Source organism: Halotia branconii CENA392 (genome assembly GCF_029953635.1).
Taxonomy (GTDB): domain Bacteria; phylum Cyanobacteriota; class Cyanobacteriia; order Cyanobacteriales; family Nostocaceae; genus Halotia; species Halotia branconii.
Genome location: NZ_CP124543.1, coordinates 4,036,486 through 4,060,969 on the forward strand (window position 1 = coordinate 4,036,486; position 24,484 = coordinate 4,060,969).

General features: G+C 40.8%; 23 protein-coding genes. 10 read left to right on the top strand and 13 right to left on the bottom strand.

Features of this window, described 5'->3' with window-relative positions:
- Position 1 precedes the first annotated feature (1 nt).
- Positions 2 to 1,279, top strand: coding sequence for a hybrid sensor histidine kinase/response regulator (locus QI031_RS17725; RefSeq protein WP_281486069.1), 1,278 nt, complete (start codon positions 2 to 4; stop codon positions 1,277 to 1,279).
- A 49-nt stretch (positions 1,280 to 1,328) separates the two neighbouring features.
- Here the strand turns inward: QI031_RS17725 and QI031_RS17730 are convergent, their stop codons facing one another.
- From QI031_RS17730 to QI031_RS17770, 9 genes are all read right to left on the bottom strand, one after another.
- Positions 1,329 to 1,985, bottom strand: coding sequence for a HEAT repeat domain-containing protein (locus QI031_RS17730; RefSeq protein WP_281480974.1), 657 nt, complete (start codon positions 1,983 to 1,985; stop codon positions 1,329 to 1,331).
- A gap of 189 nt (positions 1,986 to 2,174) precedes the next feature.
- On the bottom strand, positions 2,175 to 2,540 hold the full coding sequence (locus QI031_RS17735; protein WP_281480975.1) for a CpeR family transcriptional regulator: 366 nt from the start codon (positions 2,538 to 2,540) through the stop codon (positions 2,175 to 2,177).
- Entirely contained in the window at positions 2,518 to 3,138 is a 621-nt protein-coding gene (locus QI031_RS17740) for a chromophore lyase CpcT/CpeT (RefSeq protein ID WP_281480976.1), read from the bottom strand. The genes QI031_RS17735 and QI031_RS17740 overlap by 23 nt, the downstream gene beginning before the upstream one ends.
- Before the next feature lie 96 nt (positions 3,139 to 3,234).
- A complete protein-coding gene (locus QI031_RS17745; RefSeq protein WP_281480977.1) occupies positions 3,235 to 3,792 on the bottom strand; it encodes a phycobiliprotein lyase in 558 nt (185 codons plus the stop codon).
- Between the two features lie 413 nt (positions 3,793 to 4,205).
- Entirely contained in the window at positions 4,206 to 4,958 is a 753-nt protein-coding gene (locus tag QI031_RS17750; RefSeq protein ID WP_281480978.1) for a phycobilisome rod-core linker polypeptide, read from the bottom strand.
- Between the two features lie 167 nt (positions 4,959 to 5,125).
- Positions 5,126 to 5,986 carry a phycobilisome linker polypeptide gene (locus tag QI031_RS17755; RefSeq protein WP_281480979.1) on the bottom strand — a complete coding sequence of 287 codons (861 nt, stop codon included), beginning with the start codon at positions 5,984 to 5,986 and terminating at the stop codon, positions 5,126 to 5,128.
- A 444-nt stretch (positions 5,987 to 6,430) separates the two neighbouring features.
- Positions 6,431 to 7,132 (bottom strand): ankyrin repeat domain-containing protein, encoded by a 702-nt coding sequence (locus QI031_RS17760; RefSeq protein WP_281480980.1) that lies wholly within the window; start codon positions 7,130 to 7,132, stop codon positions 6,431 to 6,433.
- Positions 7,133 to 7,320: 188 nt separating this feature from the next.
- The gene (locus QI031_RS17765) at positions 7,321 to 7,812 is read right to left on the bottom strand and encodes a DUF2656 domain-containing protein (RefSeq protein WP_281480981.1); all 492 of its coding nucleotides are present in this window, start codon (positions 7,810 to 7,812) and stop codon (positions 7,321 to 7,323) included.
- Between the two features lie 93 nt (positions 7,813 to 7,905).
- A complete protein-coding gene (locus tag QI031_RS17770; protein ID WP_281480982.1) occupies positions 7,906 to 8,490 on the bottom strand; it encodes a phycobilisome protein in 585 nt (194 codons plus the stop codon).
- A 16-nt stretch (positions 8,491 to 8,506) separates the two neighbouring features.
- On the opposite strand from QI031_RS17770, the gene QI031_RS17775 reads away from it, so the two are divergent.
- Both QI031_RS17775 and QI031_RS17780 read left to right on the top strand, forming a co-directional pair.
- Complete coding sequence (locus tag QI031_RS17775; RefSeq protein ID WP_281480983.1) at positions 8,507 to 10,102, top strand: RluA family pseudouridine synthase; 1,596 nt, start codon at positions 8,507 to 8,509, stop codon at positions 10,100 to 10,102.
- Between the two features lie 88 nt (positions 10,103 to 10,190).
- Positions 10,191 to 11,171: an aldo/keto reductase gene (locus QI031_RS17780; protein WP_281480984.1), complete on the top strand. Its 981-nt coding sequence runs from the start codon at positions 10,191 to 10,193 to the stop codon at positions 11,169 to 11,171.
- Positions 11,172 to 11,307: 136 nt separating this feature from the next.
- On the opposite strand, the gene QI031_RS17785 is transcribed toward QI031_RS17780, so the two are convergent.
- Complete coding sequence (locus QI031_RS17785) at positions 11,308 to 12,099, bottom strand: fasciclin domain-containing protein (RefSeq protein ID WP_281480985.1); 792 nt, start codon at positions 12,097 to 12,099, stop codon at positions 11,308 to 11,310.
- A gap of 726 nt (positions 12,100 to 12,825) precedes the next feature.
- On the opposite strand from QI031_RS17785, the gene QI031_RS17790 reads away from it, so the two are divergent.
- The 4 genes from QI031_RS17790 (at position 12,826) to QI031_RS17805 (ending at position 18,636) form a co-directional block, all read left to right on the top strand.
- Positions 12,826 to 13,617, top strand: a complete 792-nt coding sequence (locus tag QI031_RS17790) for a glutathione S-transferase family protein (RefSeq protein ID WP_281480986.1) — start codon at positions 12,826 to 12,828, stop codon at positions 13,615 to 13,617.
- Positions 13,618 to 13,757: 140 nt separating this feature from the next.
- Positions 13,758 to 15,488, top strand: a complete 1,731-nt coding sequence (locus QI031_RS17795) for a helicase HerA domain-containing protein (protein WP_281480987.1) — start codon at positions 13,758 to 13,760, stop codon at positions 15,486 to 15,488.
- 492 nt (positions 15,489 to 15,980) lie between these two features.
- The gene (locus tag QI031_RS17800) at positions 15,981 to 16,964 is read left to right on the top strand and encodes an RNA polymerase sigma factor, RpoD/SigA family (RefSeq protein WP_281480988.1); all 984 of its coding nucleotides are present in this window, start codon (positions 15,981 to 15,983) and stop codon (positions 16,962 to 16,964) included.
- An 889-nt stretch (positions 16,965 to 17,853) separates the two neighbouring features.
- Positions 17,854 to 18,636, top strand: coding sequence for a hypothetical protein (locus QI031_RS17805; RefSeq protein ID WP_281480989.1), 783 nt, complete (start codon positions 17,854 to 17,856; stop codon positions 18,634 to 18,636).
- 91 nt (positions 18,637 to 18,727) lie between these two features.
- Here QI031_RS17805 and cobO read toward each other — a convergent pair whose 3' ends face one another.
- Complete coding sequence (gene cobO, locus QI031_RS17810; protein ID WP_281480990.1) at positions 18,728 to 19,414, bottom strand: cob(I)yrinic acid a,c-diamide adenosyltransferase; 687 nt, start codon at positions 19,412 to 19,414, stop codon at positions 18,728 to 18,730.
- 767 nt (positions 19,415 to 20,181) lie between these two features.
- On the opposite strand from cobO, the gene QI031_RS17815 reads away from it, so the two are divergent.
- Positions 20,182 to 21,021 carry a DNA/RNA non-specific endonuclease gene (locus QI031_RS17815; protein WP_281480991.1) on the top strand — a complete coding sequence of 280 codons (840 nt, stop codon included), beginning with the start codon at positions 20,182 to 20,184 and terminating at the stop codon, positions 21,019 to 21,021.
- Between the two features lie 143 nt (positions 21,022 to 21,164).
- On the opposite strand, the gene QI031_RS17820 is transcribed toward QI031_RS17815, so the two are convergent.
- A complete protein-coding gene (locus QI031_RS17820) occupies positions 21,165 to 21,566 on the bottom strand; it encodes a nuclease A inhibitor family protein (protein ID WP_281480992.1) in 402 nt (133 codons plus the stop codon).
- Positions 21,567 to 21,673: 107 nt separating this feature from the next.
- Complete coding sequence (locus QI031_RS17825) at positions 21,674 to 21,859, bottom strand: hypothetical protein (RefSeq protein WP_281480993.1); 186 nt, start codon at positions 21,857 to 21,859, stop codon at positions 21,674 to 21,676.
- Positions 21,860 to 21,988: 129 nt separating this feature from the next.
- Here QI031_RS17825 and QI031_RS17830 point away from each other — a divergent pair, with 129 nt between their 5' ends.
- Complete coding sequence (locus QI031_RS17830; protein ID WP_281480994.1) at positions 21,989 to 22,369, top strand: hypothetical protein; 381 nt, start codon at positions 21,989 to 21,991, stop codon at positions 22,367 to 22,369.
- 246 nt (positions 22,370 to 22,615) lie between these two features.
- Entirely contained in the window at positions 22,616 to 23,791 is a 1,176-nt protein-coding gene (locus QI031_RS17835) for a homospermidine biosynthesis protein (RefSeq protein WP_281480995.1), read from the top strand.
- The last annotated feature ends 693 nt before the right edge of the window (positions 23,792 to 24,484 follow it).

The following is a 24,484-nucleotide window of genomic DNA, read 5'->3' on the forward strand; positions in this document are numbered from 1 at the left end:
GATGACTACGAGTTTAAATAACGGATTTATTTTAATTGTGGATGATAATCCCACTAATTTGTCTGTTCTATCGGAAGCGCTGGCTAGTGAAGGGTTGCGTTTTCGGGTTGCAGTCGATGGCGAAAGTGCGATCGCCCTTACTGAACGCAATCAACCAGAGTTAATTTTACTAGATGTGCAAATGCCAGGTATTGACGGATTTGAAACTTGTTGTCGTCTTAAAGCCAATCCTGTTACTGAAAATATTCCGATTATTTTTACTACTGCTTTAGCCGATACAGAAAGCAAAACTAAAGGATTTTTTCTAGGTGCAGTAGATTATATCCCCAAACCGTTTGCTCAAGAAGAAGTGATTGCCAGAGTGCGGGTACATTTGCGACTCAAACAATTGACTGAATCTTTAGAACAACAAATCAGCGATCGCACCACCGCTTTACAGCAAGCCCAAGTTCAATTGGTGCAGAAAGAAAAACTTTCAACATTGGGAGAGTTAATCGCTGGGATTGCCCACGAAATGAACAATCCCATTAGCTTTATCACTAACAATATCCCGCCTCTCAAGGAATACATTGCCGGAATAACTGAGCTTCTCCTGCTTTATGAACAAGAGTATCCCAACCCCACAGCCACAGTTACCAATCTTATTGAAAACTTAGATCTGAAATTTGTTCTCGAAGATTTAACAAAAATTTTGAACTCATTCCAGCTAGGGTCTGAACGGATTCAGCACCTTTCTACTTCACTGCGGAGCTTCTCTCGTTCGGATAGCGATACCAAAATATCGGCGGATTTGCACTTAGGACTAGATAGTACACTGATGATTTTACAACATCGTCTTAAGGCCAATGGCGATCGCCCCCGTATTGAAGTTATGAAAAATTATGGAAAATTACCACAGGTAAATTGCTATATCGGGGAAATGAATCAAGTGTTTATGAACCTTCTGGCTAACGCCATTGATGCCCTTGACGAAGCCATCATGCAAGGTGAAATGAGTTATAAAATCCCTCGAATTGAAATTACAACAGAAATAAATTCTCAACAAATGATTGTAATTGAGATTGCTGACAATGGGCTTGGTATTCCTGAAAGACTCAAAAAACGGCTATTTGAGCCTTTGTTTACCACAAAACCCGTTGGTAAAGGGACTGGACTTGGCTTGTCGATAGCCCATCAAATTATTGTGGAAAAACACAATGGTACATTAGAAGTAAATTCTCAGCCAGGTGTAGGAACCGAGTTTAAAATTACAATTCCAACCTTGAGTACCACTACATAGATTAGCTGAGGAAAACTGAAGTATTTTACATAAATTTTATCTTAAATAATTAGATCAAATCTTCCATTGCCGCCCCGATTACACGATGATCGGTATCTTGTCTTAGTTGAGCCAGAGCTTCTTTAGCATCAGGTTCATCATAATGTTTCAGAGCGTAAGCAACCTGTACCCGAATGCGTTCGGACTCGGAATTTTTGAGTATCAAAAGCTGGGATAAAGCAGCTTGATGTTGACGAGAGCCAGCTAAAGTTCCTAGTGCTTCAACAGATGCTTCCTCTACACTTGCATCTTCCCCTGCTAATCCTTGGATGCAAACCTCAAATAATTCTTCAGGACACTCCAGTTCAATTAAAGCTGCTAAGATGCTGCGGCGTAACAACCAGTGATCATTCATAAAAAATGCTTCTACTAAATGGGAAGCTGAAACCCTGCCAAACAAAGATAGAGAGTTAGCAGCTTCTGCCTGCACATTGGGAGTATTATCAAACTTGATCATTTGGAGTAAAGCAGCAAAAGATTCAGATGTCTGCTGTTTGCCTAATCCTCTAGCAACAAACGATCGCACCAAAAATTCTGGATCTTGGATGTGCTTAGTGAGTAAAGGCAAAGCTACTTCTGGGGGATAATCTTTAAGAGCTGCGATCGCATCAAGGCGATACTTAAAATCTGGATTTTGCAGATTTGTTTCGATTTGATTGAGTTCCATAATTAAAGAGGCAGAGGGGCAGAGGGGCAGGGGAAGAAGAAGCAGGGGGGCAGGGAGCAGGGGAGCAGGGGGGCAGGGGAAGCAGGGGAAGACAGGGAGACAAGGAGACATTATCTTTCCCCAATTCTTCTTTATCCCCTCTGCACCCTGCACCCTGCCCCAATTCCTCCTTCCCATGCCCCATTTATTTTATGCCTGTCCATCAAATCGTGTGCGAAAGCTGCCATATTTCAACCAATATTGCTTCAGGTTATGACAAGGAGTATGCAAACTGGCTTTAGCACGATATAAAAAAACTTGGCGATGATCTCCCATCCATAGTTTATCAATCGGTTCAACCGAAATTACAGTTCCCCCTAATGCGGCAACGCAGTCAGAAAAACGCTCGACGGCGCTATAGTCTACCGTTTCAAAAATAAAAAAATTACCTGAACAAATCAAATGACGGCTGCGGAGCCAACATTGCATCTTTTTTTGAGCTTCTGGTGGCAACATTTTTGCTTCAACTGATTCCAGACTCTTCAAAGAAGCGTTACATGATAGCTGGGACTTCATGGGCAAAACTCTCTCGTTTTTCAAACCGCAAGGGCCCGAAGGTTGAACCCCAAATCTGTTCGTTGGTATTAACATCCATACCTCTATCGAGGCTAACCCAAGTGGTTTCTGTGACTTCAACATCGCTCACTAGGTAAGTCTGGCAGCCATCACGCTCAATCAAACATAAATTTCCAGGTTCTACATTGCCTCGAAACAGATCACCGTCTCGCTGAAAAATCATGCCGCAGTGAAACCGTCGCTCAATGCAGTCGTTGTTAATAGTCTTGAGGATGTCTGAATTACGCGCCGCACCGGCATAAAGAAAGGCGTTTTTTAGACCGTAGTTTTCAACATAAATATGGTCTTTTTTATCTACTAGCCGATGTACACCTTGACGATAGGGACTCCACAAATCGTAGTCATAAACTTGCTCAGAATAGAAGCCAATTCCAGAGAAAAACTCAAAGGGCAATGGACGAAAAAAAACATGGATATGAGCATAATTTTTAGGATTTTCAAAAGATTGTTTATAATTACTGAAATCCCCTGCCATACAACGAGCCAGGGTCACTAAATCATGGGATTTAGACTCAGAGTTATGCAGTGGAGTAGTCATTATTATGGATTGACTAAATTTGGATATCGATTTTTGATAAGTGTTAACTGCGATGCACTAAATTTCGACTACGCGGCAATCGAGCGAAGTCGAGATTCAACTACCGTTTGTCGAAGTGTTCACTGATTTAATTTCTTGGCGGATTTCTGAAGAAAATGAAGCTGTAACAACGCCTGTATTAGCACTAGTTTTGATTAAAGAAACTCGACAGCGGACATTAGGATTAATAAACCAGATTTTTTCTTCTGCGGCTGCGCGATCATATCCTGTAACTAAGACAAAGGTTTCATCTTCAGTTAAATAATAAGTACCGGCCGCTGCCATCGTCTCTGCATAACCTTGGTCACGCAGAAGTTGACCACGATTGGGGTGTTCACCATCAGGAACAGGAACTAAGATGCAACTGCCTTTGAGAACTTCATTTTCATCCCAGTCTGATTGACCTTCCCAACTCATCCGAAATGGAGACACAATTATTTGAGTATCAATATTATAGGATTTGCACAGGTCAATAACTGCTGGATCATCTGGAGACAAGGCAACAATGTCGATTACTGATTGTACGGCTTCAAAGTGACCAAAAGCCAAGTGATGGACGCTGCGCTGCGATCGCCACCGCCCAATAGAACGCTCAACAAATTCTGTAATGTTCATCAATTGAAATTGGGAATTGGGCACTTGTACTGAGCGAAGCCGAAGTATAGGGCATGGGAAAGAGGCAGTGTTTCGACTACGCGGTAGTTGAATCTCGACTTCGCGGCAGTTGAGCGTAGTCGAAACTCGATTGCCGCGCAGCGCTGCACTGAGCCTGTCGAAGTGTAGAAACTCAACTACCGGGGCAGGGTGCGGGGTGCAGAGGGGATGAAGAAGAATTAGAAACAAGGAGAATTGGAGAATTGGGGTAAAGATAATGTCTCCTTGTCTCCCTTCTTCCTCTGCTTCCCCTGCTCCCCTGCCTCCCCTGCCTCACTTGCTCCCCCTGCTTCTTCTTCTCCTTGCTTGGTTGAATTGAAAAAGTTTTTATTTAAATAGACAAATAGGGTAGACATTGCCCACCCTATTTGGGTTTACGCGATTTCGGTGATGCTAACGATTTTTCCACTGGTGCGGTTAATCCGCTGGATTTGTGGGGTCATTTTGCTAGCGGGAACAATATATTCAGTGGTACTAACGCGACGAGGACTGTCAAATTTTGAGCCGGAAACAACAATTTTAAATTGCTTTTCACTACCTGAGCCAATCACAGTTGCCGAAGATGGCTTGATGGAATTGGTAGAATTACTAGCAACTGAGTAGACTAATTGAGAAGACTTGACAGCGCTGTCAATTTGAGCAGGGCCGCGATCCAGAGCAAATGTGCGGTTATAGCCTACTTGCTTCATATTGGCTTCGCTATTTTTACCGCGAGAGTAAGGCACAATATTTTCACCAAAGGCTGACTGATATTCATCGCTGTCAATGTAGGAGTCAATCTCAGCTTCATAGCCTTCAGCGACACAACGAACGATGTGTTCAGAAATTTCTCTTTGATCTTGGGGGGCGCGACCGAGTAGGTGCTTAAAGTTCAACTCGACAAAACGGTAGGGGGCGCAGGATTCAAAATAGCGGGTGCGGTAGAAATCCGATTTAGCAACGGCTCTCACAAAATCACGCACAGAAATGGCGCGATCGCACAGCTGCGACTCAGCCGCTACTAAACGCTCACTCTCCATCACATGAGGATTTCCTAAAACCTGCTTGTAAACTGCCCGAATTATAGTTTGAGTGTTTTCTAAACTGTCGGTAGACCACATAAGTTCAAAAACTGCGGGTGATGCCATTGCCATCTATCTCCTAAAAATGATTCAATTTTTTGGTTTGCTTAAATTCATATCAAGGATCTGGTAAACGGTAATGTGTAACAGTTTATATCAGTGCTGAGTCCTGATTTTCAATTACAAACTACCAATTACCAGCTAATTCGTTGGGTATTGCAGCCTACTACTGACTAGACAGCTGTAATACTGGCAATGACACCACCTTGTTGGTGAATCCGTTGGTATTCCTGCGATAATTTTTCGTAGGGTACTAAAAAGACTTGGTTAGAACGGCGGAATTTAGAAACTGCGTTCACAGCTTTTGCTCTGTAGCCAGTGACTTCAATGCGATAAACCTTACCATCGGCACTAGCACCTACTCCTTGACGAGAGCGAGAAGTTCCTGCTGGTGTACGGAAGGTTGCGCCATCGCTAGCAGGTGAAACTACTGGAGTGGCAATTGACTGAATAACTAAAGAATTTAGTTTGGGACTCTTCCCTGCTAAATCGCCCTTCAGGCTGCTACTAGAAGCACCACGAACTAATTGGAAGGTATGGGTAAACTGAACCATACTTTGAAGGGCATCAGTTTTGTAGCCTCGGATGTAAGGTACAAAGTTTTCACCGAAGTTGTTTTGGTATTCGTCGCTGTCGATATAAGAATCAATCTCGGCTTCAAATCCCTTAGTATCGAGAATGGTGCTATGCATCCGCATTTCTTCCAAATCGAGTGGAGGACGACCTAGAAGATGTCTAAAGTTTAGTTCGATCGCTCGGTAACGAGCGCAACTGGTAAAAAAGCGGGAACGATATAAGTCAGACTTTGCTACTGCACGCACAAATTCGCGGACGCTGAACATACCCAGCTTGAACTGCGACTCTGGTACGGCAAGCCTCTCGCTTTCCATGACGTAGGCATTGCCTAGCACTTGTCTGTAGACTGCCTGAATAATTGATTCTGTTTCTTCTTGTGAGCGACCGGGAACCCATTCTACGGGGGGGGTTTCATCAAATAAGCTGACCCCTAAGCGTGAAGCTGGTCCAAAAGGCATTTAACGATATCTCCTGCGTTAACGAGAGAGTTTAAGAAATTTGTTTCAAAAAGTGAAGAAATTTCAGATTGTTTATCCAGCCAAATTAAGCTGCTGGATTGATTTGTTTGATCACAAAGCAGAAATTTCTCCATAAGAGACTTTACCCCGATATGTTATAAAATTTTTCGGGGTTTTATACGCTTTGTTATGATCATCTTCATACGAGTCTGTAACCAAAGACATGAAGATTTATGAATCTTGATGATTTTACTTTACAAAACTTAATGTTATTAATTAATTAAAGCGCTTATCGGTTGTGTGGATTAACTGTGGTAGGAAAAGGGGCTAGGAACTAGGGGCTAGAGGCTAGGAAAGAGGCAGGGGGGCAGGGAGCAGGGAGAAAAGGAGAAAGAGGTAATTTTTCTTCATTCCCCTCTGCACCCCGCACCCTGCCCCATTTCTTCATTCTGTTGCACCTGCTTTAATCAAAATCTCTGCTGCTTGAGAGGAACGAAAAGATTTTCGGGCTTCACTCAATGCTGTTGCCCCCCAGCGATTTTGGGGACGGAAATCTGCACCGTTTTCTAGCAAAATTGTCATTGTTTCTAAATCACCTCGTGCTGATGCCATCATTAAAGGAGTCCAACCACCTAGATTTTCGGTGTTCACCTCACCACCCAGATCGATAAGTGCCTTCATAGTGTATGGATGACCATTGTCTACAGCAAGATATAATGCCGTATCGCCAATTTTATTAGTGGCATTGACTTCAGCTCCCATTGTCACCAAACGCTGCACTATATCAGTTTCCCCGTGACGTGCCATCGACATCAGTACTGTCTCCCCATAGTGATTGCGATCGCCTATATTGGCTCCATGATCAAGTAAGAGTGAAACAATTTCTCTATAGTTTGATTCGGCTGCATACATGAGAGCAGTGTAATTTGCCGTATTCTTGACATTTATATCAGCATTGTGAGCAAGCAATAGCTTCACAATCTCCAGATATCCATCTGTGGCTGCCCACATCAGGGCAGTATTACTGGCTCCAACGGCTGTTACACCACCAGTTGTATTGACATCTGCACCTTGCGCTAATAACGCTTCTGTGCTGGTGGTATCACCTCTGACGATCGCTCGAATTAGTTCATTGTTAAGAGACATAATAAAAATTTGGGAATGGGGCATTGGGCATAGGGCATGGGGCATTGGGCATTGGGCATGGGGCATTGGGCATTGGGCATGGGACATGGGGCATAGACAGTTACCAGTTATCAGTTTTCACTGTTCACTGCCCTTTGCCTACCCTGCCTCTTTCCTAGCCTCTAGCCCCTAGTTCCTAGCCCCTTTTCCTACCCTGCCTCTTGCCTAGCCCCTAGTCCCTTGTTTAGTTCAACTTTAAAAATGCTGTCAGCGGGCTTTTGGGCGATGGTGGCATCCCAAGCGATCGCTTGTAAAAATGCTTTTGAGGCAAGTGTTTCTACTACATCTACGCCCCATTCTCCTAATTGTAGAGCATCAGGTGAAGTGCTTGTGGGAGGAGTTGTTTTGATGCCACCTAAAATGAGAATCTCAGGAATTGATGAGCCTTGTGTCTGCCGCTTCTGTGCTAGCGCATCAGCACATAATTTTCCTACTTGCTGGGGTGAAAATTCCTCTGGAGAAAATAAAACCTCTACAATCCAATGAGGATTATTCACCGGACGACATTTAATGTTTTTATCAGCAATCAAGCCCTCTTGAAACACTTTAGTAAACTCTTCCCGACTAAGGGCTGGTACGATGTCCGTTGTAATATCAAAGTTGTGGGAAAGCAGCATCCGCCCTTGGAGTATATCGTTCACAATTTTTATTTTTCGTTTATAAAATCTTTGATTCCAGCCTAACTTAAATTAGTTATCAATTACTGTTCACTGTTAATTGGTAACTCGAATTTTCTAATTTTGGAACTGTTTTAATTGTTTAATCAGGTGATCGAAATAGGGGGCAAGCATTTCTTGTTGCTGTGGTTCCACGCGCTGTAAACTTGCAGTCTTGATACCTGCTAATCCTACTACCATTGCATCTAAAGGCACTTGCAATTCTTGATAAAGTAGTTGCATGTAGTGCAAGCCTTCTGCACTGGTGTAATCGGTGTGTCCTCCAGCAATGCCGTAGGTAATGCAGCGCAAAAAGTGCCAAAAGTCGCGCCAGCAAGCCTCAGCTCGTTCTGGGGGGTAGAGTCCGCCGCTTGGTTGGGTAATATGAGGAAAGGTTTTTAAGACCTCGGCTCTAGCTTCGTCAACGATATCATTGACGCGATCGCGCAGCATTTCTGTAACTAAAATCAATTCTGCTGTGTCTGGTACAAGGTTTTGCAGTTGCTGACAATCTTCATCTGTGAGATAACGTCCTTGATCGTCGGCTGCCTGAAATAGCTGGATAGCTGCTGCTGGATGGGTATTTTGCCAAGTTGCAAAGCTGACAATCCGGGCTTTTCGGATTAGTTCTTGAACTTTTTCGCTCAGTTGTGGTTTGATCATGAGACTTCTTGCATGAATGTTTAACGACTTGACTTATTATTACGAAGGGAATTGTCCTCAAACTGGCGATCGCTTAAGATTACCTCGGACTTCTTTGGCAGAAGCGATCGCATATAATTTAATGCAACATCTGGTCAACAATCACCTTTATTCTTGTGAAGGCAAAATGTATGGGGTGTTATTAGTTGAACTATCTACAGGCGAAAAACGAGTATTAAAAGCTTTTTCTGGTCTTTTGAACGGTAAAAGTGTTGTTGAGGGATGGGTTCCACCAATTCCAGGTAGAAATGAAGTTGCTGTAGAAGAAGCCCGCACCTTGGCTGAACTGGATGCCATCAAGCAAGAGTTAATTACTTTAAAGCATCTACCAGAATGGCAGGAATACAAAAACTTATGTCATAAATTTGAACAGCAACTGCAAATAATAAGCGATCGCCATCGACATTGCAAGCATCAACGACACGAAAAACGTCAGCTAATCTGTAAAACATTAACAGGAGAAGCGTTAACTACTGCGCTTGCAGAACTCGACAGCCAAAGCCGTCAGCAGAAAATTGAGCGCCGACAACTCAAACGCCAGCAAAATGAAATATTGCAACCCCTCAAGCAGACAATTACAACAACACAACTGCGGATACAGGAACTAAAACAACAGCGTCAAGTACTATCTCGCCAATTACAAGCTCAAATGCACGCTGCTTACAGCCTGACTAACTTTTCAGGGGTATCCTTATCATTGCAGCAATTAATGCCGATGGGCTTACCCACAGGTACAGGCGACTGTTGCGCCCCCAAGTTATTGCACTATGCAGCAACACATAATCTTAAACCTTTGGCAATGGCAGAGTTTTGGTGGGGATCTTCCTCGCCCAATCAAGACAAAATTCAGGGACAATTTTATGGAGCTTGTGCAGAACGTTGTCAACCGTTGATGGGGTTTTTGCTTTCAGGATTGAAAATTAATCCTCAAAATGAAGAAGTAAACATCCCGATTATTTATGAAGATGAATGGTTGATTGCTGTCAATAAACCCGCTGGGTTATTATCAGTGCCTGGTCGTTATCACGATCGCCAAGATAGTGTGCTGAGTCGTTTACGTAATCTATTACCGGATGGTATGACACTGGCGACTGTACATCGCCTTGATCAAGAAACTTCTGGTATTTTATTGTTAGCGCGCGATCGCTTCACCCATCGTCAACTCAGTCGGCAATTTCAGCAAAGACAAATTCACAAAGTTTATGAAGCCGTACTTAGCGGTGTTGTAAATACTGAACAAGGTGTAATTGAATTACCATTGTGGAAAGACCCGCAAAATCGCCCTTATCAACAAGTTGATTGGCAACAGGGAAAACCGAGTATAACTCACTTTCGAGTCATAGCGAGGTCAAAAGACTACACTCGTGTAGAGTTTACACCATTAACAGGACGCACCCATCAGTTAAGGGTTCATGCGGCTGATGCGCGAGGACTTGGGGTAACTATTTTAGGCGATCGCCTTTATGGATGTAACGCTGTTGCTGATCGGTTACATCTCCACGCTAGGGAAATTTACTTTGAGCATCCGCAGTTAGAAAAAAGACTGCATTTACAAACAATTACGCCATTTTGATCTTGTATCAAGAAATACTTCTAATAATAGATGACTGAGTTGTAAAAACGGGGATAATTCTGAAGTGTTCTAATCAGGAAATTATTCAATGAAAACTAGAAAACTAGGCAGTCAAGGGCTAGAAGTTTCCCAATTGGGACTTGGTTGTATGGGAATGTCTGAATTTTATGGTAGTCGTGATGAACAAGAAGCGATCGCTACTATCCATCGGGCGTTAGAACTGGGATTAAATTTTCTCGATACTGCTGATATGTATGGGCCTTTCACCAACGAAAAATTAGTCGGTAGAGCAATCAAAGATCGTCGAGATCAAGTAGTACTCGCAACCAAATTTGGTAATGTTCGTACCGAAGACGGTGGCTGGAAAGGAGTTAATGGCAGACCTGAATATGTTCATCAAGCTTGCGATGCTTCACTCCAACGTTTGGGAGTAGAGGTGATTGATTTATACTATCAACATCGAGTTGATTCAAATGTGCCGATAGAAGATACTGTCGGAGCAATGAAAGAGTTAGTACAGCAAGGTAAAGTTCGTTATCTGGGACTATCAGAAGCTGCCCCGGCGACAATTCGACGGGCGCAAGCAGTTCATCCAATTACCGCCCTACAATCAGAGTATTCACTGTGGACTCGTGAGCCAGAAGATGAAATTCTAGCGACTGTACGGGAATTAGGAATTGGATTTGTGGCCTACAGTCCCCTTGGTCGTGGGTTTTTATCAGGAGCCATTACTCGTTTTGAAGACCTAGCAGCAGATGATTACCGTAGAAATAACCCGCGTTTTCAAGGCGAGAACTTCTCTAAAAATCTGCAATTAGTAGAAAAAGTCAAGGAAATTGCTGAACACAAGCAAGTTACATCTAGTCAACTAGCTTTGGCATGGCTAATGGCTCAAGGTGAAGATATTGTACCGATTCCTGGTACAAAGCGACGCACTTATTTAGAAGACAACATTGCAGCTACCGAGATTGTTCTCACTCCAGACGAGCTAAATCAGATTGAAACCGCTGCACCTAAAGGTATTACCGCAGGCGATCGCTATCCTGATATGAGTACCGTCAACCGATAAATTATGAAGTACGCACATCTGCTGGAGGCGCAGATGTGCGTTTCTGAATAGAAAAACCCGTTCAAATCTAACATCTGAACGGGTTATTTTCATCTTTTAAGTTATTTTTACTACAGATATAACTAACGCTGTCGTTCTACAAATCAGGAGGTAACATCACCTGATCAATTGCATGGATTACACCGTTACTACCTGTAATATCTGCTTTAACAACTTTGGCATCATTGACAACCACGCCAGTACTAGGATCAACTTTGACGTTGATAGCACCACCTTCAATGCTTTTCACTTCACCAGATTTTAAATCGGTGGACAATACCTTACCACGCACAACATGATAGGTTAAAAGTTTTACTAGTACTTCTTTATTCTCTGGCTTTAATAAATCTCGCACTGCATCTTGTGGCAATTTAGCAAAAGCAGCGTCAGTCGGTGCAAAAACTGTGAAGTCTTCTTTACCTTCAAGAGTCTGTGTTAATCCAGCTGCTTTTAATGCCTTGGTTAACATTGTAAAAGAACTGTTTGACGCTGCGATCGCTACTAAGTTTTTGTCTTGAGTAGGAGTTTCAGTAGTTGGTACTTCGCTTGGGGGTGTAGTAGGTGTTTCTTCCGGGGTAGTAGTTGGTGGGGTGGGTGCAGTTTCGCTAGGGGTAGTCTGACTACCACGGTTATAAGGAGGCTCATCAAAAATACTAGGCCGAGGATTTAATGGGCTGTTTCCGCCACCTTGGGCTATTTGCTTTGTGCTTTTGGTGCTTTCTGAAACAGGCTCAACTTGAATTTGAGTATAAGGAGCTTCACTAAAAATACTGGGGTGAGGATTTGTTGCTTCTTTTGCTTTAGATGGCAAAGTTATCAACAGACTAACGCCTGCTACTCCTACTACACTTGCCAAGCCGTTCAACAATTTGCTGTAATTTGCCTTCATAAATTTTGTTTGTTTTGATTTTACACAAGTTACATAAAGACTTATAACATTTTGCTACGCACAAAATCTAACCATAGAAGTAAGATTTTTTGGCAAACTTATGATTTCCTGGTAAGGCTCTCTAATCACGGATCTTTAACATCTAGGTAATGTCAATTAATCCAATTTACTCTTCAGCTTGACTAGCTATTGTTTGCAGCATAATTTTCATCTTTCCTCATGCCAGACTAAATTCTCAAAGAATATGAGTTATTGGAGAAATAAATCTTACCAGTAGTAGATTCATAACTACAAGTTAAAAATAACTCACAGTGAAATTGTTAAATTAGCTACTTATCTTTGGAATAATTGCATATATATCAAAAGGTGCTAACGTATATGAGACGTAGGCTGATGCTAAAAAAGTTCCTAGATGGTCAGATTAAATTAGGTAAACTTAAAAAATCCTAGAAAAAGTATGCTACAAGCAATGGAAACAAACTTGACTAGTGATACTGGAAGATTAATCAGTTAAGTTGATGTATGCCTGTATAGTCAATTAACTGAATTAGTTGATCTTCTCACCAAACAAAGCATACTTTTTTCGATTAAATGACTAGATTGCTAGAAAAATCTATTTTCTCGTCAATTATTTTGGCAATAATATTGATTGTTTTACTCGGAAAATAGCTATAACTAAAGATACAATGATAAAGTTGATTGAGCAATTACTTATCAGGTATCAATATGTTAGAATTATACCAATGGGAACTATCTCAATATTCAGAAAAAGTACGCCTAATTCTAGATTTTAAAGGGCTGGATTATCGAAAAATAGAGGTTGCGCCTGGAATCGGACAAGTAGAATTATTCCGACTAACTGGTCAAAGACAAGTTCCAGTCTTGAAAGATGGTAATAAATATATTGCTGATTCCACAGAAATAGCTAAGTATTTAGACTTAGAATATCCAGAACGCCCATTAATACCAAAAGACCCAAAGCAAAAGGGTTTATGTTTATTGATAGAAGAATGGGCAGATGAATCAATAGGCATTAAAGGTAGGAAAGCTTTATTCTCTGCGATTAGTCAAGATCAAAATTTCCGCAAATCCTTATTACCCACCTCAACACCAGACGTACTCAAAACCCTAGTAGGAGGAGTACCCAGTGATTTACTTACAGCTTTAGGATTTGGGGTAGGTTATAGTCCAGATGCGATTAAATCAGCGATCGCTGACTTAAAGCAAGACTTAGAAGCGTTAACTTTATTATTGACAGATAGTCCTTATTTAACTGGGGATGAACCGACTTTAGCTGACTTGGCAGTAGCAGGTTTATCAATGATCTTAAAATTTCCTGAAGGGTCATATTTAGATTTACCAGCATCAATCCGAGGTAAAGGAGTTCCAGCCTTAGCGCATAATCCCAATTATGAATTATTCTTCACTTGGCGCGATCGCCTCTATACCCAATTTCGTAAACCGCTAATCCCTACAGCTGGATCTGGAAGCGCCCCCACGGCAATTCAAATTGATTAGATGATCTAGCAGTCTTAATAGGGATGGAATACACTACTCTAATCCCTAGCCCCTAGCCCCTAGTCCCTTCAGGGAAAATTTCACTATTGACTAATGGCTATTAACTTATGACTATTGACTTATGACTATTGACTAACTAAATGAATGCTGCACAACCATTAGGTTCGGTAATCGAAGGTTCTTTGACTGGGGGATTAGAAGTACGATTGCACCCCGATATTTCCGTTGAAGATATGCGGGTGGGTAAGTTTTTAGTTGTGCAGGGGATGCGATCGCGTTTTTTCTGTATGCTGACAGATGTGGCGTTAGGAACTGCTAACGCCCGCATTATTGCTAATCCCCCCAGTTGGGAAGATACTTTTTTACGAGATGTTTTAGCCGGAAGCGGTACTTATGGAACTATTAACCTCTCACCGATGTTGATGTTCACTCCCGAATCTGATGAATCTTTCTCGTCCACAAACGGCAAATCGACTAATCCCTTTTTACCATCAACTACAGGTTTGGCATCATTTCAGCCCCAAACCAGCACCACGATGGAATTATTACCAGTCAAAACTATTCCCAGCCATTTTAGCCAAGTTTACGAAGCCAATGTTGACGATTTTCGCCGAGTCTTTGGTTGGGAAGATGATCCTCAAAGGCGCAACTTTTCCATCGGTAAACCGCTAGATATGGATGTCCCAGTATGTATCGATTTAAACCGTTTTGTGGAACGTAGCAATGGCGTTTTTGGTAAATCTGGTACAGGTAAATCTTTTTTGACACGCTTGCTATTAGCTGGTGTAATTCGCAAAAATGCAGCAGTCAACTTAATTTTTGACATGCACTCCGAGTATGGCTGGGAAGCAGTCGCAGAAGGGAAGAACGTCAATACAGTTAAAGGACTCAAGCAACTGTTTCCAGGGAAAGTCGAAGTCTATACCTTAGATCCCGAATCGACAAAGCGCCGGGGTGTGCGGGATGCTCAAGAACTTTATCTTAGTTATGAGCAAGTTGAAGTTGAAGATATTAAATTATGCAGTCGAGATTTAGGATTGTCGGACGCAGCTTTAGATAACGCCAACATCCTATATAACGAGTTTGGCAAATCTTGGATTGTTCAACTGCTGAACATGACTAACGAAGAAATTGAGATGTTTTGCGACGAGAAGCGAGGACATAAAGGTTCAATTATGTCTTTACAGCGCAAACTTCTACGGATGGATAGTTTAAAGTATATGCGAGCCGTTTGTCCTCAAAATTACATTAATAAAATTTTGCAATCTTTAGAAGCTGGGAAAAATGTAGTTGTAGAATTTGGTTCTCAGTCAAATATGCTCTCTTATATGTTGGTGACTAATATGATCACCAGACGGATTCATGAGCATTATGTCAAAAAAGCAGATAAATTCTTACAAAGCAAAAATCCCTGCGATCGCCCAACTCCATTAATGATTACAATAGAAGAAGCCCATCGCTTTCTTGATCCAGGAGTTGTCCAAAGTACTATCTTTGGGACGATCGCCCGCGAACTGCGGAAGTATTTTGTCACTCTCATGGTAGTTGATCAACGTCCATCGGGGATAGATAATGAAGTTATGTCCCAAATCGGGACTAGAATCACTGCTTTGCTCAATGATGAGAAAGACATTGATGCAATTTTTACTGGTGTATCAGGTGCTGGTGGACTGCGATCGGTGTTAGCAAAATTAGACTCTAAACAACAAGCCTTAATTTTAGGTCATGCCGTTCCAATGCCCGTAGTGGTGCGTACCCGTCCTTACGATTCAACCTTTTATGCAGAAATTGGCGACCCAGCTTGGGAAGAAAAGCCAGATGAAGAAGTGTTTGCCGCCGCTGAACTAGCTAAAGCCGACCTCGGTTTTTAGCATTTCGTAACATCCCCCCATTGTCACACTCAACAAAGTTCGGTTATCTCGCTAGTTGAAAGCAACTGTAGAAGAGGTTTTGCCGTCACTATAGAAATAGTTGGATTTATTAAGGGACTTGAAAATAAAATTTGGCAAGTAGACAATTTTGCATTATAATTTAGAGCCTTCTACAGGCTGCTTTACTATTTGCCTAATTTGTCTTACTATAAGAAAAGTAGAACTCATATCGACTTCGGATTTTATCGTTACTACTAACGAGTAAGGATAGGTAAAGTAAATAACTCTCAAAAATAAACCAGCGTGCTTTTAAAAGATTAAAAAATTTAGAGAGGGTAGGGGAACCTATCTCAGGGACGCAGCTTCTTAAAACGGACGTACAAACAAATCGCTTTTGGTAGCGCCTGAGTTCCGTGATAGATGTACTACCTTTTTCATTCACTTAGTTATTAAATATTCATTGTGTTTACGGAGTAGAGGATAAACGCAGCAATGCCTACTGTCAACACCCAAAGCGAAAACTTGAACACCAAATTTACAGCCGATATGGTGCGAACCTATCTGCGGGAAATTGGTCGTGTGCCATTGCTAACTCGTGAGCAAGAAATTGTTTTTGGCAAGCAAGTACAACAAATGATGAAGCTTGTGGATGCTAAAGACGAATTAGCGAAAAAACTGGATCGTGAACCAACTTTAGTTGAGTGGTCTGAACTTGTTCAGCAATCAGAAACTGAGGTAAAACAGACAGTTGCTCAAGGTAAACGAGCCAAGCAAAAAATGATTGAAGCGAATCTCCGCTTGGTAGTGGCGATCGCCAAAAAATATCAAAAGCGGAATATGGAGTTTCTGGATCTGATCCAAGAAGGAACTTTAGGATTAGAAAGGGGTGTAGAGAAATTTGATCCTATGAGGGGTTATAAGTTCTCGACCTACGCTTACTGGTGGATTCGCCAAGCAATCACACGAGCGATCGCTCAGCAAGGTCGGACTATTCGCTTACCAATTCACATTACCGAAAAACTGAATAAAATCAAAAAAGTGCAGCGAGAACTAGCTCAAACCTTGGGGCGATCGCCTTCTCCTGTGGAAATTGCCAAAGAATTAGAGTTAGAACCAGCTCAGATTCGTGAGTATCTCAACATGGCACGTCAACCAGTGTCTTTGGATGTGAAAGTTGGCGATAACCAAGACACTGAACTGCAAGAAATGCTGGAAGATGACAGTCCATCACCAGAGTATTACACTACTCAAGAGTTCTTGCGCCAAGACTTAAACACTCTGTTGGCAGAACTAACTCCCCAACAACGAGAAGTCGTCGCCTTGCGCTTTGGTTTAGAAGACGGTAACGAGATGTCACTGGCAAAAGTAGGTGAGCGACTGAATCTCAGCCGTGAGCGCGTCCGCCAGCTAGAACACCAAGCTCTTGCTCATCTGCGTCGCCGTCGCGCTAACGTCAAAGAGTATGTTGCTAGCTAAAAACAGATAGCTTTTAGTTAGGTGACGCGCCTCCTGAGTACAGGGGGCGATTTTTTTTGCCTATGTCCTACATTCCGCCTCAATACTGTTCGGTTAACAAACTGATCTGTTGAGGCAAGCAGGGGAGGCAGTGCGGTCTTGGGGGTTCTCCCCAGGAGCAACTGCCGTGGAGCAGGGGGAGAAGAGAAGCAGGGGAAGAGAAGAATTATTCAACAATGACCCTTTTCCTCCTCTGCTTGCCCAAATGTATCAACTTTAAAGTGAAACGGTATTAGAACTGGCACACGGGGTATTTTTGACGCATTAATTAAATGGTACGTTTATCGTGGCTCAAATTCAAAGTCAAGAGACTCAAAACCCTTACGGTTGCTTCGCTTTGTGTCTTTGTGCCTTAGTGGTGAAAAATCTTGAACTACAGAGACGAGGGCAGCCGTGTGGTGAGGCAGCGCGGTCTTGGGGGTTTCCTCCATGAGCGACTGCCGAAAGGGTTTACCGACTTGAACGGACTGCCCGCACCAAGACGCAAAGAGAAAAATAATCAAAACTAATTCGGAATGAAATACGCTCTGTTGTAGCTCTCTAAATAATCCTAAAAATGTGAATTTTAAATTCTATAAAATGTCAAAAGCACGATATCCAACAATTTATGAAAATGTTTAACTTTGGATTTACATCACCCAATCGGGTGAATCTATGGGGTGAAGAAAGAATGTATGAATTAATGATAGGGTATGACTATCGTCAAAAATTAAACAAAAGCTTCCTTTTACGCTAGTTTTTTATTTTAAACAATATATCAAACCTTTGATGGAGCCTTGATCATAGATAGTTGTTTATGGTTTAAGTGAGTCGCAGAGGAAATAGTTAGTTTTTTAACAGGAGAAATCGGGTGCTTAACAACATTGCTAAATTCTTTCCCCCGCGTCGGTTACAAATTCCCTTCCTTAGCTTACTTATCGCCCTTGGTGCTGTAGGTGAGCAAACAAAACCAGTTCTGAGTAATCAAGTAGATCCAGAGTTAGAACCCACATCAATAGCGTTATCTGAAGATTTTTCACTATCAACTGATACGAATTATCAAAGTAGCTATCAGCCTTCTGTATTGTCAAAGCTGAGAGAAATTCGAGACCAGAGAAGTCAAGTCTATTCTCAACAATATTCTGAGTTACCATCCTCTGTAACTTTGTCAGAGAAAAATGACAAAATATCATCTACAACAACAGTGCAGACTATCGAGACTCGAAAAGCTGCAAAAGAAACAGAAATGATGCCAAGAGCGAATTTCCCTAAAAAAGATGGAATTTATCTCTATGGTCAATCGCCAAAACCAAATCAGTTGGGACAAGGGTATGTTTTATTTCAGAAGCAGCAAGACAAAGTAATAGGTGCTTTGTATATGCCTAACTCTGAGTTTAGTTGCTTTCAAGGCACGCTTGATCGCTCAGGAGAGCTAGCAATGACAGTTAACAGTTCGCCAGATGAAGATAGTTTGACTCAAGTAGCTACATCCAACGGTATACCTAGGATTAATGGAGATGAGCCTATTACTTATGCTTATTCGGTAGCACTGCAAGACTATCATCAATTAAAGTCGATTAGTGTTAACGATCGCCGCATGTTGCAGATGTGTAATCAATCTTCTACAGGTCTCTACACAAAACTAGTTAAATAATGAAAAATTCCAGATTTTAATCAACAATGAATTGTTTTTAAACTTCATTGTTGATTAAAAGCTAGTATTCAGTAAAAACTGACAACTAACATTAATACTCAATTCCTGGTTGCGCCTTAACGCCTTGATCGCGGAAAGGATGCTTAATTAGCGTCATTTCGGTTACTAAGTCAGCTCGCTCAATTAAAGCCGCTGGTGCGCCTCTACCTGTAAGAATAACGTGTTTATGAGGCGGTTTTTTTGCTAACCCATCTAAAACTTCATCTATTTGTAAATAACCCAGCTTGAAAGCAATATTAATTTCATCCAGTAGCACTACATGAAAATCTGGGTTGAAGATGTATTCTAAAGATTTTTCCCAAGCGGCGCTGGCTTTATCGAGATCGCGATCGCGGTCTTGAGTTTCCCAGGTAAAACCTTCACCCATAGCGTGAAACTCTAACTGGTTTTCCCAATGACTGAAAACGGCTTTCTCCGCAGGTTCCCAGCCTCCTTTGATAAATTGGACGATCGCCACTCTATAGCCATGACCAAGCGATCGTAACACCATACCTAAAGCCGCAGTAGTTTTACCTTTACCGTTGCCAGTATTAACAATAATTAACCCTTTTTCTGGCACAGCTTGTGCTATGCGCCGTTCTTGCACTTCTTTACGGCGCTGCATTTTCTGGCGGTACTGTTCATCAGTTAACTCAGGTAAATTTGAGGACATTACTTCGTCAATTAAGCGCTCAATTTCTTTATCTGAGTTTAACTCTTCTGGTGTATCGCTTTTCATCAAACTTGCCTGAAAATACTGCTGCAATTAATAAAATTACCTAACTTGACTGAGATAGTGTTATCAAACGTGTCTAGTCAGTTGAGACTCAAAAATTGATATTTAATTAATTTAATTAATATATTTATTCAATAAATATGCAACAACATACGATACAAAAATAGAATCTTTAGCTTGATATAATTTTTGCTATTTGGAAGCAAAAGTCAAGTTGCTTTGCTTTAATTAAAAATTGTAACTGCTATCTAGTAAATGCTACGCGTAGATTAAGCGCACTCTTTCTATTGTATTTAATATCATATTTCCAAAAGATTTAAAGTGACATTCTACTATCTTATCAATAACGAATTTGGCTTTGATTTCTGAATTGCTGTTATTGAGATTTTGACGATATGTGTAAGGCGCACCTAGACGCTGACACTCTGTGCTACCACTTTAACTATGAAACTAAATAATATATAGTAATCCGGTTTGATTCGGTGAATTTATTTGTGTATGTAGGAAACAGGAAACAGGAAACAGGGAACAGTTAACGAGGGATAGATATGTACTGAATCGTGTTCAAAAATCAAATAGGAGTCCTATATAAGTTTTTCAGATTATTTTGTAATTTATTTAAATTAAGATAACCACTTAAATGATTACTAAACTTTAATGTTGTATTTACGTCTTATTTACCTTCTGTTATACAACCAAAGATATATTGCAATCGCTAAGTTTTACTGAACTTCTAAAACTTTGCACAAACAATTGCAGTTTTTTAACAAATGAAAAAGTCTAAAATTTTCAGGGTTCTACCTATTGCTGCTGGTACAGCAATATTTTTCACTCTGTTTAATTATCTACAAACAACTGCCCAAACTTCAAGTGTTCATTTAAGAATGGGAAATCCCAGTAATGCCGGGAGTAGTTACAGCAATCGGTTATTGAGCAAATCTCAGTATGCAGTGTCTTACAATTGCTATAGAGGAACACCTAATTGGGTTAGTTGGCAATTAAACAGATCATGGCTAGGAAGCGCACCTCGCCAAGATGATTTTCGTCCAGACACTACATTACCTTCAGGCTGTTATCGAGTCACTTCTTCCGATTATACTGGTAGCGGATTTGATAGGGGACATACAGCTCCTTCAGCAGATAGAACAAACACAGTGACCAATAATTCTGCTACTTTTTTAATGACAAACATGATACCCCAAGCACCTGATAATAATCAGGGAGTATGGGCAAGTCTAGAAAGTTATTGTCGAGATTTGGTGAATAATCAAAACAAAGAACTTTATATTATTTCAGGTTCTTATGGTACTGGTGGTACAGGTTCAAATGGTTTCAAAACTACAATTGCTGGTGGTAAAGTTACTGTTCCGACAAGAACATGGAAAGTTATTGTAGTATTAAATTCATCAAATTCCAGTGCTAGTAGCGTCACTACTAACACAAGAGTAATTGCAGTCAATATACCTAATACACAAGGTATCAGAAATGCGAATTGGAAAAACTACAGAGTTAGTGTTGATTCTATTGAAGCGAACACTGGTTACAATTTGCTCTCTAATGTTTCTACATCTGTTCAAAGTACAATTGAAGCTAGAGTTGATACTTTGTAAGACTTGTTAATGCAAACTAAAGCCTGTCCATATCAGCAGGGAACAGGGAACAGGATTGAAACTTTCTATATGGCTTTGTTCTTAAAGTTTGTACCTTATATATCTGCAATTTGCTGTATATAGACAGGCTGATGATTGATTAATTATGTTTCTACAACTTTTGTTGAAATTCCAGCTAAATCTCCAGATGGAGTTTTACCAACAATATAGACATCGATATTTGTGATACCAATGCGATAAACCTGAATATCAGTCAGGTTATTTTTTAATGTTTTGACGAGCGATTGAAATTTGGGTACATTTTGTTTTTGTGTTTCATCATACCATTCCTTTTCTTGAGCATGATTACGAAAAAAATAATTTAGTTCTACTGTTTCAATTGATGTTTCTGGAGGATGTCCTGTTAACTGGAGAAGTTTTTGATTTGTCAAAGGTTCTTGAGCTTGATTAGACCGCAAAAAAACTGCAAATGGATACTCTGATTCACTCATCATTAGTAAACCATTGGTAGCTTGATTGAGCTTTTCAGTAATTTCATTAGTCATAGAATTATATAATTTATTTATATACGATACTTTTAATTTAGCATCATTATAATAACTTAATATTTATTATAATAAAAACTAGCGATCGCCTACTTTATTCTTAGAATTTACTTGTCTTTGCTTTTTTTCTCATCTAGTGCTTTCTGGATAGCTTCTCTACAAAATTCAGGCGGGTCATCTTGTGATTTAACAGATTCTTTCATTTCCTTAGTGACACGAAAATTTAATTGTTCAGTTAAATCTTTGCTAGGCGGATTATTGAAATTTTCTGGTCTACCTTTGCGTTCCGACATTTATTTAGAAAAATAAATATAAGTTGAAATCGATGTTAACATCGGGATAGAGTTTAAATCGGTAGGTAATACAGCCTGAGAAACTTGTTACCTACCGATACCACTTTTATCAAGAGGTAACTCTATTTTATGTTCACGAGAACCGAACTGGAACTGTTGACAATCCAACAGTTAAGAATTTTATGTAATCGCTATGGATTACGCCCTACTGGAAACTCAGGTTACAAGGATTCGTACATTACTACCCTGATGGCATTTTCGGTATTAGCTCTCAAGCAGTTAGAAGATAATAAAGGGTTGAGATTACCATCATTCGGTAGTTTACAGGCTATGAATATAGCCTTAGACGAGATGAACACCCCTACTGACGAACAAATAGCACTGATTAGAATATCTTTGGAAGGTAGGCGTATGAATTATCCAGATAGGTACGACCAAGAGAAGTTGTTAGCCATTTATAAAGCTAAATTAGCCCTGGAACAAGTGATTAACTTATTAGAGGTTCACTAATCAATTTTTAATCTGTATTAAGGGAGTTTGACCACTCCCTTGTTTTTTCAGCTGAAGTTAATTATGAAACCCTGATACCAAGTCTAGCTGTTCCCTGCGGGTGAACGAAATTTTGTGTGGGATTTCTAGCTAAGTATCCAAAAAATTATCCTCCACACTCCCCACACTCCCCACACCTTTTTTCGCTCACCCAGTTCCCTGCTATAACATTGTATTCGGGCGTGTTTACTATTCGGGAGTCTAAAAATGTCAAAACAGCTGGGTCAAAAAATTGCACCCATACCGATGTCAACTGATATCGGGGTGGTGGATTTGATTGATAATTACTTCACTGCTTATAATTCGGCGCGGTTACGAGAAATCTGCCAACTATTAAGTCGTGATGTACTCACAGCAGACGTTACCGTGGGAGTTAGTCTTTCCGGTGCGATGACACCAGCCGGCTTTGGGGTTTCTGCGCTTGCACCCTTAATTCGTAATGGTTTTATTGATTGGATGATTAGCACTGGCGCTAATCTTTATCATGATATGCATTATGGCTTGGGTTTTGAATTGTTTGCTGGTAATCCGTTTTTGGATGATGTGAAACTGCGTCAACAAGGCACTATCCGCATTTATGACATTATCTTTGGCTATGATGTGCTGCTAGAAACTGATGCTTTCATCCGTAAGATTTTGCAAGCAGAACCGTTTCAAAAGCGCATGGGAACCGCCGAATTTCATTATTTACTTGGTAAGTATGTCCGGGAAGTAGAAAAGCAATTGGGAGTAAAGCATTCTTGTTTGCTGGCTACAGCTTACGAATATGGTGTACCCATTTATACTTCTTCTCCTGGAGATAGTTCCATTGGCATGAACGTGGCAGCTTTGGCCTTAGAAGGTTCCCAGTTAATTTTAGATCCTGCAATTGACGTAAATGAGACAGCTGCGATCGCATATTCGGCGCGAGAATCAGCAGGTAAAAGCGCCGCTGTAATCATCGGCGGTGGTAGCCCGAAGAACTTTTTATTACAAACCCAACCGCAAATTCACGAGGTTTTAGGACTAGAAGAACGCGGACATGATTACTTTATCCAGTTTACCGATGCTCGTCCAGATACAGGCGGTTTGTCAGGGGCAACTCCCTCAGAAGCCGTTAGCTGGGGTAAAATTGACCCGGAAGAGTTACCCAGCACAATTGTTTGCTATACCGATAGCACGATCGCTTTACCATTGGTGACAGCATACGTGATCAAACAGTGCCAGCCCCGGACTTTGAAGCGATTGTATGATCGACGAGAAACAATGTTTGACAAATTACAAAAAGATTATTTAGCAGCCAAAACCCAACCATTAGATCAAGTTCCTGCGGCTGTAGCCGATAGTGCATCCCAACAAGCAGCTACTTATCCTTGCGGTAGAATGATTCCTAATACTCCTTAAGCAAAATTGGGAATGGGGGAAACGAACAATAATGATTTCTCTCCTCCCTATTTAGATTGCGATCGCTTCATAACTAAACATTGCCATATATCGCGATCGCTGCTCCCCAAATATATTTAGTGCCTTCAAAGGCTAAAAAGCAGATTAATTTTGGCAGAGTTTCTCATTAATCAGCATTTAAAAGCCTTAACGAAGGATCGCAAATTCTGTTAATTTAAGTAATTTCTCCTAATTTATAAATTGTCATAGCTTACGGCAAAGCTTGTACTTACGTAATTTGTAATTGACTTTAATCGGCTAGCTATGCCGTGAAAACAAGATTTTACCAAAGAAAAAGATTTTGTTTATTTGTATATTTTTTATCTTGACGCTGATAACTTCATAAGTTAGAAAATAGGAATCTACGCAATATATTATACGTAGTTCTATCTATAACGTATAGCCTCTAGCTGTTCAACTCCGGCATAGAGAAATTTAATTATGCACTGAGGCGGGAGTTTTTGACGAACGCTAGCTTTTGCCTGAGTAAAAAGCTAATCGGGAATTTATGTACATTCTCAATGGCGTGGAATGCACGTTTTTTGTAGGGATACACAGTTAGCTGTATGCCCAAATGTGTCGTATCTATGACACACCATAAGACTCACCTCAACTTGTCTTTTTCACTTGGGGATGTGTTGATTTTGGCTGACA

What these genes read in the sequence shown, in the direction of transcription:
- QI031_RS17725 (WP_281486069.1), top strand. Translation starts at nt 2, where the DNA reads ATGACTACGAGTTTAAATAACGGATTTATTTTAATTGTGGATGATAAT.
- QI031_RS17730 (WP_281480974.1), bottom strand. Translation starts at nt 1,985, where the DNA reads ATGGAACTCAATCAAATCGAAACAAATCTGCAAAATCCAGATTTTAAG.
- QI031_RS17735 (WP_281480975.1), bottom strand. Translation starts at nt 2,540, where the DNA reads ATGAAGTCCCAGCTATCATGTAACGCTTCTTTGAAGAGTCTGGAATCA.
- QI031_RS17740 (WP_281480976.1), bottom strand. Translation starts at nt 3,138, where the DNA reads ATGACTACTCCACTGCATAACTCTGAGTCTAAATCCCATGATTTAGTG.
- QI031_RS17745 (WP_281480977.1), bottom strand. Translation starts at nt 3,792, where the DNA reads ATGAACATTACAGAATTTGTTGAGCGTTCTATTGGGCGGTGGCGATCG.
- QI031_RS17750 (WP_281480978.1), bottom strand. Translation starts at nt 4,958, where the DNA reads ATGGCATCACCCGCAGTTTTTGAACTTATGTGGTCTACCGACAGTTTA.
- QI031_RS17755 (WP_281480979.1), bottom strand. Translation starts at nt 5,986, where the DNA reads ATGCCTTTTGGACCAGCTTCACGCTTAGGGGTCAGCTTATTTGATGAA.
- QI031_RS17760 (WP_281480980.1), bottom strand. Translation starts at nt 7,132, where the DNA reads ATGTCTCTTAACAATGAACTAATTCGAGCGATCGTCAGAGGTGATACC.
- QI031_RS17770 (WP_281480982.1), bottom strand. Translation starts at nt 8,490, where the DNA reads ATGATCAAACCACAACTGAGCGAAAAAGTTCAAGAACTAATCCGAAAA.
- QI031_RS17775 (WP_281480983.1), top strand. Translation starts at nt 8,507, where the DNA reads ATGTTTAACGACTTGACTTATTATTACGAAGGGAATTGTCCTCAAACT.
- QI031_RS17780 (WP_281480984.1), top strand. Translation starts at nt 10,191, where the DNA reads ATGAAAACTAGAAAACTAGGCAGTCAAGGGCTAGAAGTTTCCCAATTG.
- QI031_RS17785 (WP_281480985.1), bottom strand. Translation starts at nt 12,099, where the DNA reads ATGAAGGCAAATTACAGCAAATTGTTGAACGGCTTGGCAAGTGTAGTA.
- QI031_RS17790 (WP_281480986.1), top strand. Translation starts at nt 12,826, where the DNA reads ATGTTAGAATTATACCAATGGGAACTATCTCAATATTCAGAAAAAGTA.
- QI031_RS17795 (WP_281480987.1), top strand. Translation starts at nt 13,758, where the DNA reads ATGAATGCTGCACAACCATTAGGTTCGGTAATCGAAGGTTCTTTGACT.
- QI031_RS17800 (WP_281480988.1), top strand. Translation starts at nt 15,981, where the DNA reads ATGCCTACTGTCAACACCCAAAGCGAAAACTTGAACACCAAATTTACA.
- cobO (WP_281480990.1), bottom strand. Translation starts at nt 19,414, where the DNA reads ATGAAAAGCGATACACCAGAAGAGTTAAACTCAGATAAAGAAATTGAG.
- QI031_RS17815 (WP_281480991.1), top strand. Translation starts at nt 20,182, where the DNA reads ATGAAAAAGTCTAAAATTTTCAGGGTTCTACCTATTGCTGCTGGTACA.
- QI031_RS17820 (WP_281480992.1), bottom strand. Translation starts at nt 21,566, where the DNA reads ATGACTAATGAAATTACTGAAAAGCTCAATCAAGCTACCAATGGTTTA.
- QI031_RS17825 (WP_281480993.1), bottom strand. Translation starts at nt 21,859, where the DNA reads ATGTCGGAACGCAAAGGTAGACCAGAAAATTTCAATAATCCGCCTAGC.
- QI031_RS17830 (WP_281480994.1), top strand. Translation starts at nt 21,989, where the DNA reads ATGTTCACGAGAACCGAACTGGAACTGTTGACAATCCAACAGTTAAGA.
- QI031_RS17835 (WP_281480995.1), top strand. Translation starts at nt 22,616, where the DNA reads ATGTCAAAACAGCTGGGTCAAAAAATTGCACCCATACCGATGTCAACT.